The 17,064-nt window shown below is 47.0% G+C and carries 11 protein-coding genes and 1 pseudogene; 5 read left to right on the forward strand and 7 right to left on the reverse strand.

What is annotated here, in order from left to right; genetic code table 11:
- Positions 1 to 77: pseudogene (locus ACEPPX_RS08600) on the reverse strand (IS1595 family transposase); the annotation flags it as partial.
- Between the two features lie 204 nt (positions 78 to 281).
- Here ACEPPX_RS08600 and ACEPPX_RS08605 point away from each other — a divergent pair.
- From ACEPPX_RS08605 to ACEPPX_RS08620, 4 genes are all read left to right on the forward strand, one after another.
- The gene (locus ACEPPX_RS08605) at positions 282 to 2,027 is read left to right on the forward strand and encodes a transferrin-binding protein-like solute binding protein (protein ID WP_416623683.1); all 1,746 of its coding nucleotides are present in this window, start codon (positions 282 to 284) and stop codon (positions 2,025 to 2,027) included.
- A 119-nt stretch (positions 2,028 to 2,146) separates the two neighbouring features.
- A complete protein-coding gene (locus ACEPPX_RS08610; RefSeq protein ID WP_416623684.1) occupies positions 2,147 to 4,705 on the forward strand; it encodes a TonB-dependent hemoglobin/transferrin/lactoferrin family receptor in 2,559 nt (852 codons plus the stop codon).
- Between the two features lie 183 nt (positions 4,706 to 4,888).
- On the forward strand, positions 4,889 to 6,364 hold the full coding sequence (locus ACEPPX_RS08615) for a surface lipoprotein assembly modifier (protein ID WP_416623685.1): 1,476 nt from the start codon (positions 4,889 to 4,891) through the stop codon (positions 6,362 to 6,364).
- Positions 6,365 to 6,526: 162 nt separating this feature from the next.
- The gene (locus ACEPPX_RS08620; RefSeq protein ID WP_416623686.1) at positions 6,527 to 7,978 is read left to right on the forward strand and encodes a surface lipoprotein assembly modifier; all 1,452 of its coding nucleotides are present in this window, start codon (positions 6,527 to 6,529) and stop codon (positions 7,976 to 7,978) included.
- 61 nt (positions 7,979 to 8,039) lie between these two features.
- Here the strand turns inward: ACEPPX_RS08620 and ACEPPX_RS08625 are convergent, their stop codons facing one another.
- The 6 genes from ACEPPX_RS08625 to ACEPPX_RS08650 all read right to left on the reverse strand — a co-directional run bounded on the left by ACEPPX_RS08625 (position 8,040) and on the right by ACEPPX_RS08650 (position 13,546).
- Complete coding sequence (locus ACEPPX_RS08625; RefSeq protein WP_416623687.1) at positions 8,040 to 9,233, reverse strand: NRAMP family divalent metal transporter; 1,194 nt, start codon at positions 9,231 to 9,233, stop codon at positions 8,040 to 8,042.
- A gap of 118 nt (positions 9,234 to 9,351) precedes the next feature.
- Positions 9,352 to 10,092, reverse strand: coding sequence for a 5-oxoprolinase subunit PxpA (gene pxpA, locus ACEPPX_RS08630; protein WP_416623688.1), 741 nt, complete (start codon positions 10,090 to 10,092; stop codon positions 9,352 to 9,354).
- Entirely contained in the window at positions 10,079 to 11,008 is a 930-nt protein-coding gene (locus ACEPPX_RS08635) for a biotin-dependent carboxyltransferase family protein (RefSeq protein WP_416623689.1), read from the reverse strand. Before ACEPPX_RS08635 ends, pxpA begins: the two co-directional genes overlap by 14 nt.
- Entirely contained in the window at positions 11,005 to 11,655 is a 651-nt protein-coding gene (gene pxpB / locus ACEPPX_RS08640; protein WP_416623690.1) for a 5-oxoprolinase subunit PxpB, read from the reverse strand. Before pxpB ends, ACEPPX_RS08635 begins: the two co-directional genes overlap by 4 nt.
- A 355-nt stretch (positions 11,656 to 12,010) precedes the next feature.
- Positions 12,011 to 12,568, reverse strand: coding sequence for a DUF2062 domain-containing protein (locus tag ACEPPX_RS08645; RefSeq protein ID WP_047761153.1), 558 nt, complete (start codon positions 12,566 to 12,568; stop codon positions 12,011 to 12,013).
- Positions 12,569 to 12,856: 288 nt separating this feature from the next.
- Positions 12,857 to 13,546, reverse strand: a complete 690-nt coding sequence (locus ACEPPX_RS08650; RefSeq protein WP_416623691.1) for an energy-coupling factor ABC transporter permease — start codon at positions 13,544 to 13,546, stop codon at positions 12,857 to 12,859.
- 267 nt (positions 13,547 to 13,813) lie between these two features.
- Between ACEPPX_RS08650 and ACEPPX_RS08655 the strand changes: the two genes are divergently transcribed.
- A complete protein-coding gene (locus tag ACEPPX_RS08655) occupies positions 13,814 to 17,017 on the forward strand; it encodes a DNA translocase FtsK (protein ID WP_416623692.1) in 3,204 nt (1,067 codons plus the stop codon).
- Positions 17,018 to 17,064 lie beyond the last annotated feature (47 nt).

A 17,064-nucleotide genomic window follows, 5' to 3' on the forward strand; every position in this document is an offset into this window, starting at 1 on the left:
GCGGTTACCTCAAGTACAAAAAATTCAAGCAACTTTTTTTGTACTTTTTTAGATAGTTTACAGTGTGTTATCTTCATTTTTAAAGGGTAACATAACTGCCAATCTAATACAGCCCCAAAAAATATGTATAAAATATAATTATTATTATTTGCAAATAATAATAATTATATTTTATAATAAATTTGTATGTTAATTAACCTTTACAGTAGTAAAGTTGGGTGTTGCTGGTAATGGTTTTATTTTTATATTTTATAAAACAATGTTTTAATGATGGAGGTGGTATGTTTCGGCATAAATTGGGATATTTGAATTTATGTTTGCTGGCGGTTTATTGCACCGGTTGTGCTTCAGGGGGAGGAAGTTTGGAAGTTGATAAGATTCCGGACCGTAGTAGCAATATTCAACGTGGGCCTGTGTATATAAAAGGGGATACGCCAACAGCGGCAGATCAAACCGAGTTGGGTTATACCGTAACCGTACCGTGGGGAGAAGATTGGGAAAAACATGGTGTGAAAGCGGTAACTGAAACCCGGGTGGATAAAGACGCGAGCCAATACGATGCCATCCGCTTTGTGGCAGACGATGGTAAAAAAGAAGAGCGTCTGATTTCACTAAAACACGATGGGGAAAAATGGTATCCCGGGAATGGCTTGGATGACGTTGCTCTGGAGTCGGATTTAGCTAAACATGGTTTGTTTGGTAAACGCTATGGAACGGATTTTCGTGAGGATACATCGAAAGAAACCCGTTTGCGTGAGCATGCTTTTGAATATAGCAAGGTTGGTTTCGTAGATATCGTGGTGAAAGGGGAGAAGCGTTGGCAAGATAAAATGTACCGCAATATCTATTACAAAGGACAAAACAAAACTGCCGATATGCCGGTAGGCGGTACTGCGGAGTATTCGGGTACGTGGGAGTATGCTACTCGAAATCAGGTTTCGAGCAACGGTTTTCATCTTGCGGGCAGCCAACCGGATAATGGGCGTTTCAGTAAACAGAATACGGCGGATTTTAAAGTTGATTTTGGCAGTAAAACATTGAACGGGGCTTTGAAAGCACAAAATTCAAACCGTCGCGGTGGTCAGATTCACTATGACATTTCGGCAAATATCAGTGGCAACGGATTTCGTGGCGAAGCAGTAAAAAATACCAAAGGTACGACTTTATTTGAAGATGATTCATCTAATAACCCCTTAGATGATAAAGCGGATGTAAGCGGTTCATTTTTCGGGCCGAACGCCAGTGAGTTAGCCGGCCGCCTAAATGGTAAAACGGGTAGTATTGTCGGTGTTTTTGCCGCAGAACAGAAAACTTCAGACGGCATTAAAACAGACGGTAAGCAGATACACAGTTCTGTTTTGCGCTTTAATCCCGAAATGACCAAGAACTATCAGATATCTGAATCGGCAAAAGGTTTTGAGAACAATAATTTTTCAGGTGATATCAAGTTGTTGCAGTTGGATGGAGTGCTGATTGAACTAGATAAAATGGCAGAAAAGAGTACGGCCAATCCGATATGTTGTGATGTTTTTGATTTTGTACGCTTGGGACGCTACTTCGATGTGGTCAGCCAAACCAGCAACAAGGCAGGTTATTTTATCCAAGGCCATGTAACGCCTGAATCTGATATGCCGGTAAATGGTAAGGCTAAGTATAACGGTTTTTGGTACGGCTACGGTTTCAGTAGCCAAGACGGAAAAGGAGTTTTGTTCTCCGGTAGTAAGCTAGATGCCGACTTCACCGCCGATTTTTCTAATAAAAAACTGCTGGGTAACTTACACAGTGCCGCCGGTGTGCCGGGGGCGGTAGAGTTTGCCGCAGATATCAAAGGTAATGGTTTTTCAACCGATAAGGCAATATTAAAGATCAATGCCGACAGCGGTAACAATCTAAGCCGTAATTTGATTGCGGGAGAAGGGCGGGTTCATGGCCATTTTTACGGCAGTAAAGCCAACGAATTGGGCGGAACCGTTACTAAAGATGATCATTCATTTGCCGCAGTATTTGGTGCTAAGCAAATTAAATAATCTTTATTTTCAATAGATTTCCTAATTTTTCAATTATGTAATTCAGGTTTGGAGGCTATCGAATTAGGCTCTCCAAGTTGTCGTGCGGTTTGTCTGCATGCAGGTTAATAAGGAATGGTATGTCAAATTTATTATTCACCCGACGCTTTCGTATCAATTATCTGGCTTATGTAGTATCTACGGTTTTTCTAGGTATACCTTTATGTGCCGGAGCGGCACAAAATACGAACTTATCAGAAGATGCAGCACTGAACGAAGCGGAGCTTGAAACTGTTCACGTATGGGGAAAGCGTTCACCTGTAAAAAGCGGTAATGCCAGCGGTTTGGGAGAAATTAAGAAAATATCCGGAAGATTACAGCGCGAGCAGGTGGAAAACATTCGTGATTTAGTGCGTTACGATCCGGGAATTGCCGTGAATGAGTCGGGGGGACGGGGAACATCGAGAGGCTATGCTATACGTGGTGTTGAAAAAGAACGGGTAGCGGTAACGGTGGACGGTATGGGGCAGGCGGTTATGCTGAAAAGGAGAGATCGAACTGCAGGGCTTAATTCTGCTTCACGTTCCAGCGGCGCTCAAAATGAAGTCGAATATGAAAACTTGAAGGAAGTTGTGTTGAATAAAGGATCTGCTTCTTTTGAGTCAGGTAGTGGGGCATTAGGGGGTGCAGTTGCTGCTACTACCAAAGATGTTTCTGATTTTTTGGATGAGGGGGAGAATTTTTCCGGACGTTTTAAAACCGGATTTACATCGAAAGATATGCGTAAGATGGGATCACTTGCTTTAGCTGGTCGTATTGGAGATTTTGAAGGGTTTATCCAATATACCCACCGAGACGGGCATGAGACCAAAGCGCATGGTGATTTATATAAACAAAGTGTTTATGTGCAGAACTATTCAGATGCTTCACGAGGGAGGTTGCTTTCTGCCAACCAAGTGAGTGGTACAGATGCGGAAAGCGGTGCGATACGTCGGATACCTAATCCGCTAGATTATTTGAGTGGATCGTGGTTATCTAAATTTGGTTGGAATCTTACGCCGGAACATTATGTTGGCGCAGTAGTAGAAAATAGCCGACAGAAATACCAAGTTCGGGATATGTTTGTACCGAATTATCATGGAGCACGAACGATAAAGGATGTACAAGAACCACTATATGAAATTGATAGTGATGTAATTAAATATACGCCGACCAGGTTTTATGTAGATGACCATGATAACCGGCGCTTGGGTATCGAATATAAATATCGAGCCTCCGAAAATGATTCGGGTTGGTTGCCGGATACATTAACTCTACGGGCAGATAGTCGGGATTTACAGCTAAAAACTACTGTGAAAACATTGAACTGCTCTCCTTGGCCGAGTATAGATATCAACTGCTGGCCTGAAAAAAGTGCGGATAATGTTGGCAAACGCGGCTATTGGTTGGATACCGTCTTGGCGCAAAAAGATAAACGGTTCGAGTTAGATGCCGGTAAGCAGTGGCAATTTAAGGATATAACTTACGATTTATACTTTCGTAGCGGCTATACCCAATCCCAGTTTGATGTAGACGAACGCGCTCGATACGTTAAGGTTGATCCAACTATTACCGGATTTGAAGTATCTGAATATGATTATTCAGATCATGCAGGGCCGATTAAGGGGAAACATTGGTTTGTTTCTATGGGTAACCATGTGGATTTGGATGAAAAAGTATCATTGAGTGGCGGAGTCCGATATGACCGACATAATTTTTCAGCGAAACCAGATGATGAACAAAAGAAAAGAGGGATCATCTTTACTAATAGCCATTATGGTAATCTTTCATGGGATTTGGGCGTGCAGTATCGCCCTGTTGATGGTTTAGCATTTTCTTACCGTAACAGCAGTGGTTTTAGGGTACCAAGTATAGTAGAGCAGCTAGGGCCAGATTTTAATATCAGCAGTGTATTTTTGCAGCATCAGCCGCCCAAGGCAGAAAAATCGCTAAATAATGAAATCGGCATAAATTGGCAGAGTCCTTTACTAAAATTTTCAGGGAGTTATTTTTGGACAAGCTATCGGGATTTGATTGGAGTAGCCTCTAAGCCAAAACCGAGCGGTATCGGTCATGGAGATAACGTTTATTACAATCTGCATAGGGTTAAGACTTATGGGTTTGATGTTAGTGCATATGTGGATGGTAACACGCTTTGGCAGAAATTACCGGAAGGTTTGAGATTATTTGCTCGTGTCAGCCAGACTAAACATAAGGGAACAGTGGAAATCAGTCCTGAATATAGTATGGTTTTTGGATACTCCCTAGATGCAATACAGCCGTTGAGGATTGTGTACGGTATTGATTACAACCGACCAGATGATAAATGGGGAATAAATTTTACTACTACATATTCAAAGGCTAAAAATCCTAATGAATTGGTACTAAATATGCGTCAGGGTAGAGAAGAAAAAGTCAGTGATAGTATGGATGTCCGTACAAAAAGCTGGCGTATTGCCGATTTGTCCGGTCATTATCGTTTTGGTAAAAATAGCGTTTTACGGGCCGGGGTGTATAACTTATTTAACTACCGCTATACCACTTGGGAATCTCTGCGCCAAACCTCCTATGGCTTGGATGCACGGATTTCTACCCCTAACTATACTGCCCTAGCAGCACCGGGACGCAATTACCAAGTTAGTTTCGAAATAAAGTTTTAACCGCTTATAAATTTGGGTTATCTGCCTGCTTCACGAATAAAGCAGGCAGATAGCCCTGTTTTTAAGAGTGTGGTGTTTAGACAGGCGGCAGGCTTTAAAGAGAGTGCCGGCTTTTCCTTCTGATTCATTTTCTACCGCATTGTGGAATGAAATCGGTAAAAAATTATTTCACCGGATAAAAGTATGAAGTTATTGTTCAAAGGCTTATCGGAAGTGTCGTGTGGGCGGATATTTATCTTTTGGGGCTGTTTATTGTGTGTCGGTGTAGGGGAGTCGATGGCGCAAACTTTGAATCCTTCGGATGAACCGCCCGATTTGCAACGCAAGTTGGAACACAGCAGTCATTTATTGGAAAGCACGGCTGTTCCTAATGAATATCCCATATTGTCTTCGGAACATGGGGTATACCAAGTTAGCAGCGAGCAAATTTTGGCCCAGCCCCGATTGTTGGAGCAAGCTATGCAATCGGTTGTCGGCAGGAACAATGTGGCGGGGATTTCAAAAATTTTGCCTTTATATATGCGTTTGCCCGGGCATAACCCTGCATTGGCCGCCTATGCCCAAGGTATTTTGCTGATGCATAAAAAGGAATATGCCGAAGCGGCCGGATATTTTCGGCAGGCGGGTGTGGATTCTCATTATGCGGAGGCAGCTTCGCTTTATCTGGCTGCTTCAATGGCTGCGAACAAACAAAATTACGAAGCGCGGCAGATATTGGATGATCTGAAGGCAAACGCTTCCGACAATACCATAAAAGAAGCTGTCGTTTTATATGCAAATGCATTAGAACAAAGAGGAAAATGGCAAGCCGATTTATCTGCTTCATTTATTTATGACCGCAATCTTAATAATGCCCCTGATGCCCGTAGCTCTGGTGGTTTTACGTTTAATGAAAAAATTGAAGATAGCGGTATACGCTTTCAATCTAATGTGGCCCGCCGTATTGCGCTACCTAAAGGTTTTTATTTACAACCTTATGCGGATATATGGGGAAAATATTATAAGAAGGCAAGGGATTTTAATGATTTGAATATTCAAACTGCTATGGTGCTGGGTTGGTCGGATTGGCGCTATGATTTATCCGTCAAGCCGTATGCAGGAAAGCGTTTTTATGGCAACCGTCCCTATTCCCATACAGTCGGCAGCCGTTTTAGTTTGGCCCGCCGTTGGCAAGATTATATAACCACTTCGGTTGCCTTTGATCATGCACAAGAAAAACTCTCTAGGAAAGAGCGTCGGATATATAACAATAAAAACAATGAGATTAGCTTTAATTTGGCCGGTAGTGATCCTGATGGCGGTTTTGGTGCTTTGATTGGTGTTGATATTGGCCGCCATTACGGAACCCGGGATTCTGAAGACCGTTATCAAAGCCGCCGTATGCGCTTATTGTGGTCGCAGCAGCTGCCCGCCGGTTTTAAAGGGCAGCTTGGCTTGGTGAAGGAAAAGCGCAAATATGGGGGAGGCACTTTGTTTACGGGAACACATCATCGTAGGGATCACTATACGTTGCTGAGCGGAACATTATGGAATGATAAATTTGAAATTGCCGGGTTGACGCCCAAATTATCTTGGCAAAGGCAGAAAAATCAAAGTAACAGTATTTTAAATACATTTAGCAAGCAAGGTGTATTTGTTGAGATAGAAAAGAAATTTTAACTTAAAATATAGTAATTAATGTTATAATTTAAGGCCGTCTGAAAGTGTATATTATCTTTTCAGACGGCCTGTTTTAAAATGCGTGTTTCAATAAAATAAGGATGGTCTGCTTATATATAGGCAGGAAAAATCCGTTTGCGATAACCATGAAAAATCATCATCATGTTTAAGAAAACACTTACTCTTCTATTGGTTTTTTCTTCGCCGCTTTATGCGCAAAATCAGACAACTCCGCAACAGCCGGCACCCGATCCGGTATCTTTTGGAAACGGTGTGGAAAGATACAAGACATCGTCGCAAGAAGTATTACCCGATAAGCCGTCTGAAAAACTGGGGCCTGAAGTATTAACCGAAACAGATTTACTTGCCAAGCCGGAGACATTGGTCTATTTGATTAACCGGGCGGTAATAAACAAACAATGGGATTTATTGACAGATTTGCTGGCAGTATACCGCCGGAGTGAGCAGCCCGACCAAAACCTGATTCGTCATGCCGAAGGTGCTTTATTGCGTAAGCAGGGGCAGGTAGGCGAGGCGGTAAAACGTTATCGCAGCCTGCTTGAGGAACAGCCGGAGCTAGATTACGTCAAGCTTGATTTGGGTTTGATGTTGGTCGAAGATAAACAATACAAAGAGGCCGAGGAAGTGTTGTCTTCGCTGAAGGATTCCGATTTGCCACCCCGTGCTAAAAATATGGCGGCGGCCTATAGCAAGGCGTTGGACAAGGTGCAGGCGTGGCAGCCGGATTTTTCTTTACACTATGAGCGTACGGATAATGTAAACAATGCCTCAAATGAGCGCGTAATCGAATGGCAGGGAAAACGGTGGACAAAAAATGCCGAAAGTCTGCCGCAAAGTGCCGAAGGTTTCCGTTACGGTGCAGGGTTTAAGCGTGATAAAAATATAGGTGGCAACCATTTCGTTCATGCCAATTTGAGCGGGGACGGCGTGTTTTATTGGGACAACCATGATTATGACGAACAAAGTCTGCGCTTGTCGTCAGGTTATAAGAATCAGAATGCGAACCGTTCATGGGGTGTAATCCCGTTTGTTGAGAAAAACTGGTTGGGAGGCTCCTCTTACAGCCGCTTACACGGCGCAGGATGGGAATACGGCTATAAAGTGTCGCCCAGGCTGAACATTGCGCTTAACGCTTCGCGTACCGAGCGGCACTATGATAAGGAAGAAACGGCCAAACGGTATAACGGATTCAGTAATGCGTTGGGTACCACCGCCACATATAGGGTAGACTGCTCGTGGACGGTGTTCGGCGGTTTGGATTATCAGGTAGATAATAACCGTGATGCCTCGGTATCCTCCGACCGCCGCGGTGTCCGCATCGGAACAGTCAAAAACTTTGATAACGGTTTGGGCACCCGTGTGAATTTGCGCTACACCCGCCGTATTTTTGATGCGCCGGAGCCTGTGGTTTACCGCTATATCCGTAAAGACCACGAATATCAGGTACAGGCATCGGTATGGCATCGTAAATTGGCTTGGCAAGGTATCATGCCCCGGTTGAATTTCCGTTATCTGAATATCGACAGTAACATGCCGGGCTTTTACTCCCGCAGTAGCGCCCAGTGGTTTGTAAGTGTTGAAAAAGCATTTTGATTGAGTATTAAAAATGCCGCCTGAAAATTTTCAGACGGCATTTTTTATCGGAAGATATGTTTTAACCCATCAGTCCGCCAATATATTTAACCAAAGTGATACCGCTCAAAATAGCCATCAATACCACGACTACGATGCCAGATAAAGTCATCCAAAGCGGGTGTTTGTAGTCGCCGACAATTTTGGTTTTATAGGCGGCCATCAGGATCAAACCCAAAGAAATAGGCAGAATCAGGCCGTTGAGCGTACCGACGAATACCAATACCTGCGCGGGGCGGCCGATAGTGGCGAGTACGGCGGTAGAGATCAGAATGAAGCCGATGATCCATTTGTTACGGTGGCGTTGGATGGCAGGGCTTAATCCGGCAATAAATGATACGGATGTATAAGCCGCCCCGATTACGGAAGTAATTGAAGCCGCCCAAATCACCACGCCGAAAATCATCAGGCCTGCCGAGCCGGCGGCATAGGCAAACGGCGTAGATGCCGGGTTTTTAGGATCAAGCTCTACGCCTTGCGATACCACGCCGAGTACGGCCAAAAACAGTACGATGCGCATGATAGAGGCGATTAGGATAGCCGATACCGAACTTTTGCTGACTTGGGGCAGCGCTTCTTTACCTTTGATGCCCGCATCCAGCAAACGGTGTGCGCCGGCAAAAGTAATGTAGCCGCCTACCGTGCCGCCTACCAAGGTAACGATTGCGATTGCGTCAAGTTCCAAAGGCGCAAAAGTACGTACGACTGCTTCGCCAACAGGGGGATTGGCTTTAAAGGCGACATAAACAGTCAGCGCAATCATGACAAAACCCATGATTTGGGCAAAGCGGTCCATCACTTTACCTGCCTCGCGGAATAAAAATATACCGATGGCGATGATACCGCTGATGATGGCGCCCATCTCAGGGCTGATACCGGTGAGGAGGTTCAAGCCCATGCCGGCCCCGCCGACGTTACCGATATTGAAGGCTAAGCCGCCTATTACGATTAATAGTGCCAGAAAGTAACCTGAACCGGGCAATACTTTGTTGGCGATGTCTTGTGCACTTTGTTCGGAAACGGCAATGATGCGCCAGATATTCAATTGGGCGCCGATATCCAACAGAATAGAAAGTAAAATCACAAAGCCGAAACTGGCCAAAAGAGTTTGGGTGAAGGTGGCAGTTTGGGTAAGGAACCCCGGGCCTATGGCAGAAGTAGCCATTAGGAAGGCCGCGCCCATTAAGGCACTGCGGTTGGAAGGTTTGCTAGACATCTGAAGAACTCCTTGTTATAGAGGCATAGCCGTTGAAATGATATGCTTTGATATTTTATGTATATGATTTGAAAAGTAAATATTTCGATTGGGAAAATTTCAAGCAAGATGGGCGGCTTCAGCCGGCCTTGACGGCAATACCGCCGGCCCGTAACGCATCGCTGATTTTGTCTGCGAAAACCAAAGCATGAGCGCCGTCTCCGTGAAGGCAGATACTGTCGGCACATACGGCAACTTCGCCGCCGTCTACGGTATTTACCGTTCCTTGGCGGATCATTTGCAATACTTGGGCAATGGCTTCGTCGTCATCTTCGATTTGGGCATCGGGGCGGCTGCGCGGTACCAGGTTGCCGTTAGACAGATATCGCCGGTCGGCAAATACTTCCGAAATTACACCTAGTCCGGCGGCTTTTCCGGCTTCTAAAAGTTGGCTTCCGGAGAGTGCCATCAGTTTCAGTTTGGGATCGAACTGCCGTACGCAGTCTGCCACGATATCGGCTAAAGCACGGTTGGCAGCCGCTTGGTTATAAAGCGCGCCGTGCGGTTTTACATAGGCCATTTCCATACCTTGGGCGCGGCATAACGCCTGTATGGCTCCTAATTGGTAAAGGAGATGGGCGCGTAACTCCGCTTCGGGTAAATCCATATTGGTACGGCCGAAATTTTTACGGTCGGGGTAACCGGGATGAGCGCCTATCCGTACACCGTTAAGTTTGGCCCACTCCAGAGCACGTTGCATTTCGGCGGCATTACCCGCGTGCAGGCCGCAGGCGATATTGGCGGAGGAAACCCTTTGCAGCAGGGCTTGGTCATTGCCGCAGCCTTCTGCTAAATCAGCATTAAGGTCAACTTGCATCATTGGCTATCTTCTTTATTTGGTTTAAATACACTTGGTTTTTTCTTTGCAGATAGGCTGCTTGGGCAGGCGTTATCCGTTGGAAATAAACAGGGCTGCCGAAGCGGATTTGCGCCAAACGCCCTAAATCGGCTGCCGCAACGGCGGCGATTTTCGGATAACCGCCCGTGGTTTGGGCATCGGCCATCAATACTATCGGCGAGCCGGAAGGGGGAGCTTGAACCGTGCCGAATGCCACGGCATGAGAAAGCATTTCAAGCGGTTCGCGTAAAGTTAGATTGCCACCCTGCAAGCGGTAACCCATGCGGTTGCTGTTACTTTGCAGTGTCCAGCTTTGGGACCACAACGCACGGTGTGCTTCCGGCGTAAATGCTTCGTATTCGGAAGAGGGCAACGCATGGATGCGGTTGGTCAGCGCAATCGGTGCGATACCGATTTTAGAAAGTTTGCGTGCTCCTTGGCCGATTGCGATTTCATCGCCGGCGCGCAGACAGCGGCCTTTAAATCCGCCGAAGCCGGTTTTTAAATCTGTGCTGCAAGAGCCAAGAGCGGCGGGTGTGTTAAAACCTCCCGCTACACATAAATAACCATACATGCCTTGTACGGCGCGGGTAAGCGTGAGTATTTGGCCGCGTTTGGCAGTGTAACGCCAGTATGAGTGAATCGCCTCTCCATCGAGGTCGGCTTGGTAAAGGGCTCCGGTAATGCAAAACGGCGTATCTTGGGTAAACGATACACTGATGCCGCCTAAGGCAATTTCCAAAGCCGCTGCCGAGGGGTTATTTTGCAACAACAGGTTGCCTGCCTGCAAAGCCAGCGTATCCATTGCGCCGGCATGTCCGATACCGAAGCGGCGCAACCCGAAACGTCCTAAATCCTGAATATGTGCAATAGCCTGCACGGAATGTACGCGCATCATAGAATCACCTTTTCCGCGACAAAACGTACGGTATCTCCGGCGGCCAGCAGGGTTGGCGGCGAAGCGTCCGCTTGAAACAAAGCGGTTTCGGTTCGACCTATCAGTTGCCACCCGCCGGGTGATGAAAAGGGGTAAACCCCGGTTTGGCTGCCGCCGATGCCGACAGAGCCTGCCGGAACGGAGGTGCGCGGTGTGGCACGGCGCGGTGTGTGAAGGTGCTCGGGCAGACCGCCCAAATAGGGGAAGCCGGGCTGGAAACCCATCATATATACGGTGTAAACCGGCTCGGTATGACGGCGTACGATTTCGGCGGGTGTGGTTTGGTGAAAGGCCGCGACTTCGGCAAGATCTTCGCCGAACTCACCGCCGTAATATACGGGAATTTCAATATGACGGCCTTTATGCGCACTGCTTTTGATTGTTGCCCATAGCTTATTAAGGCCGTCTGAAAGAATGGCCAAATCGGTTTGCGGGTGAGCGAATACGGTAAGGTTGTTCATGCCTGTTACGGTTTCCGACACACCTTCCATGGCGGCAGCGGCTTCGGCAAAAGCCCATAGTTTTTGCTGCTTTTCCAATGAAGCAGGCGGCGGCAGAGTACATGCCAATGCAGATTCGCTGATAGAAGTAATGATTAAGGCAGACATGTGTGATTTTTTGTTAGTTTATTTTAAAAAAAGTGTTTGTTTATAGCTTTTTGTGTGTTGGGTGTCAATAATCGCTGCGTAAAACCTGCTATTGATTTTTTTATGAAATTTGGCATTTTAGAGGAAGGTTGCGGGCGCAGCCGGAGAATGATTTTGGCATGTAATCTTTTATTTTAGCGAGTGTCGGCCGTATTATTTTTTTGTTTTACCCATATGAAGTTTGCTTGAAGAAGGGGAACCGATGAATATGCTTGCGACATGGCATATATACAACAAGGCCGTCTGAAATTTCAGACGGCCTTGTTGTATTTTAAATTAATAAATATAGTGACTAATTTGTATATGTTTTAAATATTTATCGGTTTGCGGGAGTATTTTTTGCGGAAAGGCGTTGGCGCCGTTTTTCCTGTTTTCGGCGAACGTTGCTGCGCCAGATAAGCTGTACCAAAATATAACCGCAAACGGCAAATGTAATACCCATTACTAATACGCCGACGGTTAAAGGTTTTCCGAATTGCAGCGCCCAACGCCCGGCATCGGCCCAAAAACCGGGCTCTCCTAATGCCGGCATGACCAAATCTCCGGCAGGAGTATGGCCTGTTAAGAGTAAACCGCCGAGTTTGTATGCGGCAACATATAGAGGGATAAGGGTAAGAGGGTTGGTATAGAGCGTAGAGAACAGAGCTACGGGCAGATTGGTGCGGGTGAAATAGGCAATGAGCAGGGCAAACGCAAATTGCGTGGGAGCCGGAAGCATACCGCAAAAAAGTCCGATAGCTACCGACAGCGCAACTTTGTCGCGCTTGAACGACCAATATTCGGGCTTGTCGAAAAGCGGTGCGAGAGGTTTGAAAAATCGGGAAGCAAAGATTTTTTCACGGGTAGGGAGTTTGTGTTTCCAACGTTCGATCATGTGTGTTGCTTCGATTATTATGGTTGGTCAGGCGGCTTCAAACGGAGCGGTAAAATAAGTTGCGCTATTGTTATCCGGCCGGGCATGATGCCGTTGCATTGGTACATCGGCTTAATCCGTTATTGTAATTAAATTTTGCAGCTAATTGTATTTAAATTCTTTGAAATTGAATTAATTTTGATGTTTTGCTGAAAATTTCCGAAAAAATATAAGTATTTTTGAAACAGGAGGCTAAGATTGCCGTCTGAAAAATTCAGACGGCATAACGGCGGATGTGCAATATTGTTATCAGGGTTTCCAGATTTCGCGTTTGGGTTGCAGGTAACGGGCATCATCGTAGGTAATCAATAGTTGGGGTGCAAGCGCGACAAAGATTGCCGTAAAAATACCGCTGAGAAAACCTTCTCCCCAGGTAAGCAGGAAAAATACCGGAAACGCGTTTCCCCATAATACCGCCGGTTCGTATGCCCCTGTAAATTGAAGGCAGAGCAGTAATACTATGCCGGTAAGTATCATGCTGGCGGCTGCCGTAAAAAAACCATTGACGAATATGTAGATAAAAATATGAGCAGGAAGGTGGCGGCTGAAACGACGGACGCTCAAATTCAGTAAAATGGAAGGCAGCAGTAAGGCCAACGTATTGATACCGATGACGCTTAGGTTTTCCACGCCGTGCAGCAGCCAAGTGTAAGGAATCAAAAGTAGGGTGCCTAACCAAAGTGCAGCAGGGGCGCCCAGCATCAGTACTACCAAGCTGATGCCAAGCAGATGATAAGTCATTCCGGCCAAATGGCCTTCACCGAGTTCGACGTGAAGTCCCCATAAGATGCTTAATGCGACCGCAGCGGCAGCAAAGGCCGGCAGCCGTTTGTGAACGGCTGATAAGGCCGGTTTGGCGGTTTTAATCAAGATAAGCAATAACAAAATATTGGCGCCGACAAGTATTGTGTGGGGGAACCAAGAGGCAAGGAAATTCATGGCGCTAAAGTTTGAAGATTTTAGGGCGAACTATTGCATTATACGCGTGCAGATGCAGCTGTGAAGGTAAAAAGTTCGGGGGAAGGCTTGATACAGTACGATTTGATTCGGAGGGCGGTTTCAGATGGCGGAAAGCGGTTCTGTTCATATCAAAAACACGTTAAAATAACGCATTTGTCTGAAGAGTGCTTCAATGGCTTGGCCTGTTGTCCGGATGGGCGGCAGCATTGGGGATTTCTGATTTCTTAATTCGGGACTGCCGTATTTATGTTGTGGATTTTTTTATTGATTATCTTGGTCGGTGCGATTGCCTGTGTACTTTGGGTCCGTCATCGCCAAGAGCAGGAATGGATGCGCGAGCTGACTTATCTGAGCCGCCATGAAAACGGAGAAAAAAACAGTGGGGCGGCGGAAATGAAGCCTGCCAAAGAAATCCGCGGTGCCGACCCTAATCTGCAAAATATCCGTCAAAGCCACAAGGCCGCGGAAGAGGCAAGGCAGGTGTATGAAAAAACGGTTGCCAAGCTACGCGAGCTTTCTCCAAAGCACAGTCGCAAGTTGGATGCTATTTCCGGTAGAAATATGCCGTCTGAAAACGACAATCTTGATGACTTGCCGATTTTTGCCGCATTGCCGAAAACAGAAGAATTTGCCGAAGTTGATGATAACAACAGCGTGCCTAAGCCGGTAAATCCGGAGCAGTCGGAAGCAGCAGAAGCATCCGTTCATCAGTTAAAAGCAGAGCCTCTGGAAGCAGCCCGTGAAGATAACGGTAATGACCGTGCGCATGATATTCCCATGTTTGGCGCCGTATTGGAACCTATGGTGAAACCGGCAGAAGCCGTAAGGAGCGGTAAGGCGATGGCGCCGGCGCCGTATCTGACTTTTGAAGAAAGTGAATACCGCCCGGTAAAAAAAGTTGATGCGGACCTTCCCGTTATTACTTTGGAAGAAGCGACCCGCAGCCTGCATGAAACGCCTTTGGCCGATTTAATCAAATCTCCCGAGGAAGAAACGGTAACGACAGTAAAAACACCGCCGCCCGCGGATTTGGAAGTAGTCGATATCAATTGGCATTTTAAGCCGGCTTTGGAAATGGAGGGCATACAAACGCCCAAGCCGCCGGTAGAACTGAAAACCATCAGCCCGGACGATCCGGCGTTGGTACGTACGAGAAGCCGCACTTTGGCGGAAGTTCAGAAAATCAGCCATGATGTCCCGAAAACAGAAGCGCGCCCCGCAGCTATTGGCGATGCTTCTGCCGCGCCCGAGATTATCGGTGAAGACGATATCCGCAGTAATCTGTTGCGCCAGCGTTTGGCGCGCCGTCGCCAGGTTTCGGCCGAAAGCCCGGTACAGGAGGTTATACCTAATGTGATTCCCGAGGGGGAGATTCTGGCTAACTTGGCTAAAACGGATTCGCCGGTAAACCGCCAGCGTATCCGCCGGGTAAGTACGGCTATGCGCGAGAGCGTAATTCCCGAGGCGGCCCGGGTGGAGCAAAGTCATGCGATCCGGCTCCAAACGCCTAAAGCCACGGCTCCGATTTCTACCCGCTTTACGCCTTATACGGCGGCGGTGATTCCGGCTCCGACTGCTACGGTGGTAGAGCCTCCCCCCGTTCCCGAAATAGAAATGCCTGCAATCGATATTCCGCCGCCACCTGTATTTCAGGAGGCCGAAATATATCCCCATGTAGCGGATGAGGTTGAAATATTGCCGGAACCGGCACCCGTAACGGCGAGTGCGCATATCAGCGACACTCCCCGTTGGTCGATTACCGATCGTTTGATTAGCGAATCGGCTGCCGTATTTACCGAGCATGTGCCGCAACGCAGCCCGCTGGCGGAGGTTTTGGGCGAAGAAACATTTGAACCAGAGGCGGAAGAAGGGCAATGCGGTATTTCTCCGGCGCCTATGCAGCAAGCACAAGCCCAAACCCAAACGGCAAATCCGGCAGTGCATATGCCGTCTGAAAACCGTTTGCCTTCTGTAGATTTGCTTTTGCCGCCGCAATACGATCCGAGTGCCGCCCAAACGGAAGAGGCCTTATTGGAAAACAGCATTACGATTGAAGAAAAGCTGGCTGAATTTAAAGTTAAAGTCAAAGTGATGGATGCTTATGCCGGGCCGGTGATTACGCGTTATGAAATCGAGCCTGATGTCGGCGTGCGCGGTAATGCGGTATTGAATTTGGAAAAAGATTTGGCCCGCTCGCTGAGTGTCGCTTCTATCCGAGTAGTGGAAACCATACCGGGTAAAAGCTGTATGGGCTTGGAGTTGCCGAATCCGAAACGGCAGATGATACGCTTGAGCGAGATTTTTAATGCCCCTGCATTCCAAGATTCCAAATCTAAGCTGACCTTGGCTTTAGGGCAGGATATTACCGGTGAACCGGTGGTAACCGATTTGGCCAAGGCCCCCCACCTTTTGGTAGCAGGCACGACCGGTTCGGGTAAATCGGTGGGTGTGAATGCGATGATTCTTTCCATGCTCTTCAAGGCAACGCCCGAAGAAGTCCGCATGATTATGATCGATCCGAAAATGCTCGAATTGAGTATTTACGAAGGTATCCCGCATCTGCTCGCACCCGTGGTAACCGATATGAAACTGGCGGCAAACGCACTTAATTGGTGTGTGAACGAAATGGAAAAACGTTACCGCCTGATGAGCCATATGGGTGTGCGCAATTTGGCAGGCTTCAACCAAAAAGTAGCCGAAGCCGCCGCACGCGGTGAAAAGTTGGCAAACCCGTTCTCACTGACGCCCGCTGATCCGGAACCTTTGGAAAAATTACCGTTTATTGTGGTTGTGGTAGACGAATTTGCCGATTTGATGATGACGGCAGGTAAGAAAATCGAAGAGCTGATTGCGCGGTTGGCGCAAAAAGCCCGCGCAGCGGGTATCCATTTGATTTTGGCTACCCAACGCCCGAGTGTGGATGTGATTACCGGTTTGATTAAGGCCAATATTCCGACCCGTATCGCATTCCAAGTATCGAGTAAGGTGGATAGCCGTACCATTTTGGATCAAATGGGTGCGGAAAACCTTCTCGGCCAAGGCGATATGTTGTTTTTACCGCCCGGAACGGGTTATCCGCAGCGTGTGCACGGTGCATTCGCATCTGATGAAGAAGTGCATAAAGTGGTCGAATATTTGAAACAGTTTGGCGAACCCAATTATGTAGATGATATTCTGACTGCCGGTGTAGGCAGCGATGATATGTTCAGCAATGCCAACAGCGGGCGTAATAATGATGGCGAACTTGATCCTATGTATGACGAAGCGGTTGCCTGCGTATTGAAAACACGCAAGGCGAGCATTTCATCTGTACAGCGTCAATTGCGCATCGGGTATAACCGTGCGGCACGTTTGATTGATCAGATGGAGGCGGACGGTATCGTATCGGCACCGGAAACCAACGGTAACCGTACGGTATTGGCACCGCCGAATAATGAAAGCTTGGATTAATGCCGCTTGGTATAAATAATAAAAGGCCGTCTGAAAGTTTCAGACGG

Origin of the sequence: Neisseria sp. S1 (assembly GCF_048060015.1) — a bacterium.
Classification (GTDB): Bacteria; Pseudomonadota; Gammaproteobacteria; order Burkholderiales; family Neisseriaceae; genus Neisseria; species Neisseria arctica.

Excerpts from the sequence above, each read along its gene's own strand:
- ACEPPX_RS08645 (WP_047761153.1), bottom strand. The coding sequence starts at position 12,568 with ATGATCGAACGTTGGAAACACAAACTCCCTACCCGTGAAAAAATCTTT.
- ACEPPX_RS08650 (WP_416623691.1), bottom strand. The coding sequence starts at position 13,546 with ATGAATTTCCTTGCCTCTTGGTTCCCCCACACAATACTTGTCGGCGCC.
- ACEPPX_RS08625 (WP_416623687.1), bottom strand. The coding sequence starts at position 9,233 with ATGTCTAGCAAACCTTCCAACCGCAGTGCCTTAATGGGCGCGGCCTTC.
- ACEPPX_RS08635 (WP_416623689.1), bottom strand. The coding sequence starts at position 11,008 with ATGATGCGCGTACATTCCGTGCAGGCTATTGCACATATTCAGGATTTA.
- ACEPPX_RS08655 (WP_416623692.1), top strand. The coding sequence starts at position 13,814 with ATGTTGTGGATTTTTTTATTGATTATCTTGGTCGGTGCGATTGCCTGT.
- ACEPPX_RS08620 (WP_416623686.1), top strand. The coding sequence starts at position 6,527 with ATGTTTAAGAAAACACTTACTCTTCTATTGGTTTTTTCTTCGCCGCTT.
- ACEPPX_RS08615 (WP_416623685.1), top strand. The coding sequence starts at position 4,889 with ATGAAGTTATTGTTCAAAGGCTTATCGGAAGTGTCGTGTGGGCGGATA.
- ACEPPX_RS08610 (WP_416623684.1), top strand. The coding sequence starts at position 2,147 with ATGTCAAATTTATTATTCACCCGACGCTTTCGTATCAATTATCTGGCT.
- pxpA (WP_416623688.1), bottom strand. The coding sequence starts at position 10,092 with ATGATGCAAGTTGACCTTAATGCTGATTTAGCAGAAGGCTGCGGCAAT.
- pxpB (WP_416623690.1), bottom strand. The coding sequence starts at position 11,655 with ATGTCTGCCTTAATCATTACTTCTATCAGCGAATCTGCATTGGCATGT.
- ACEPPX_RS08605 (WP_416623683.1), top strand. The coding sequence starts at position 282 with ATGTTTCGGCATAAATTGGGATATTTGAATTTATGTTTGCTGGCGGTT.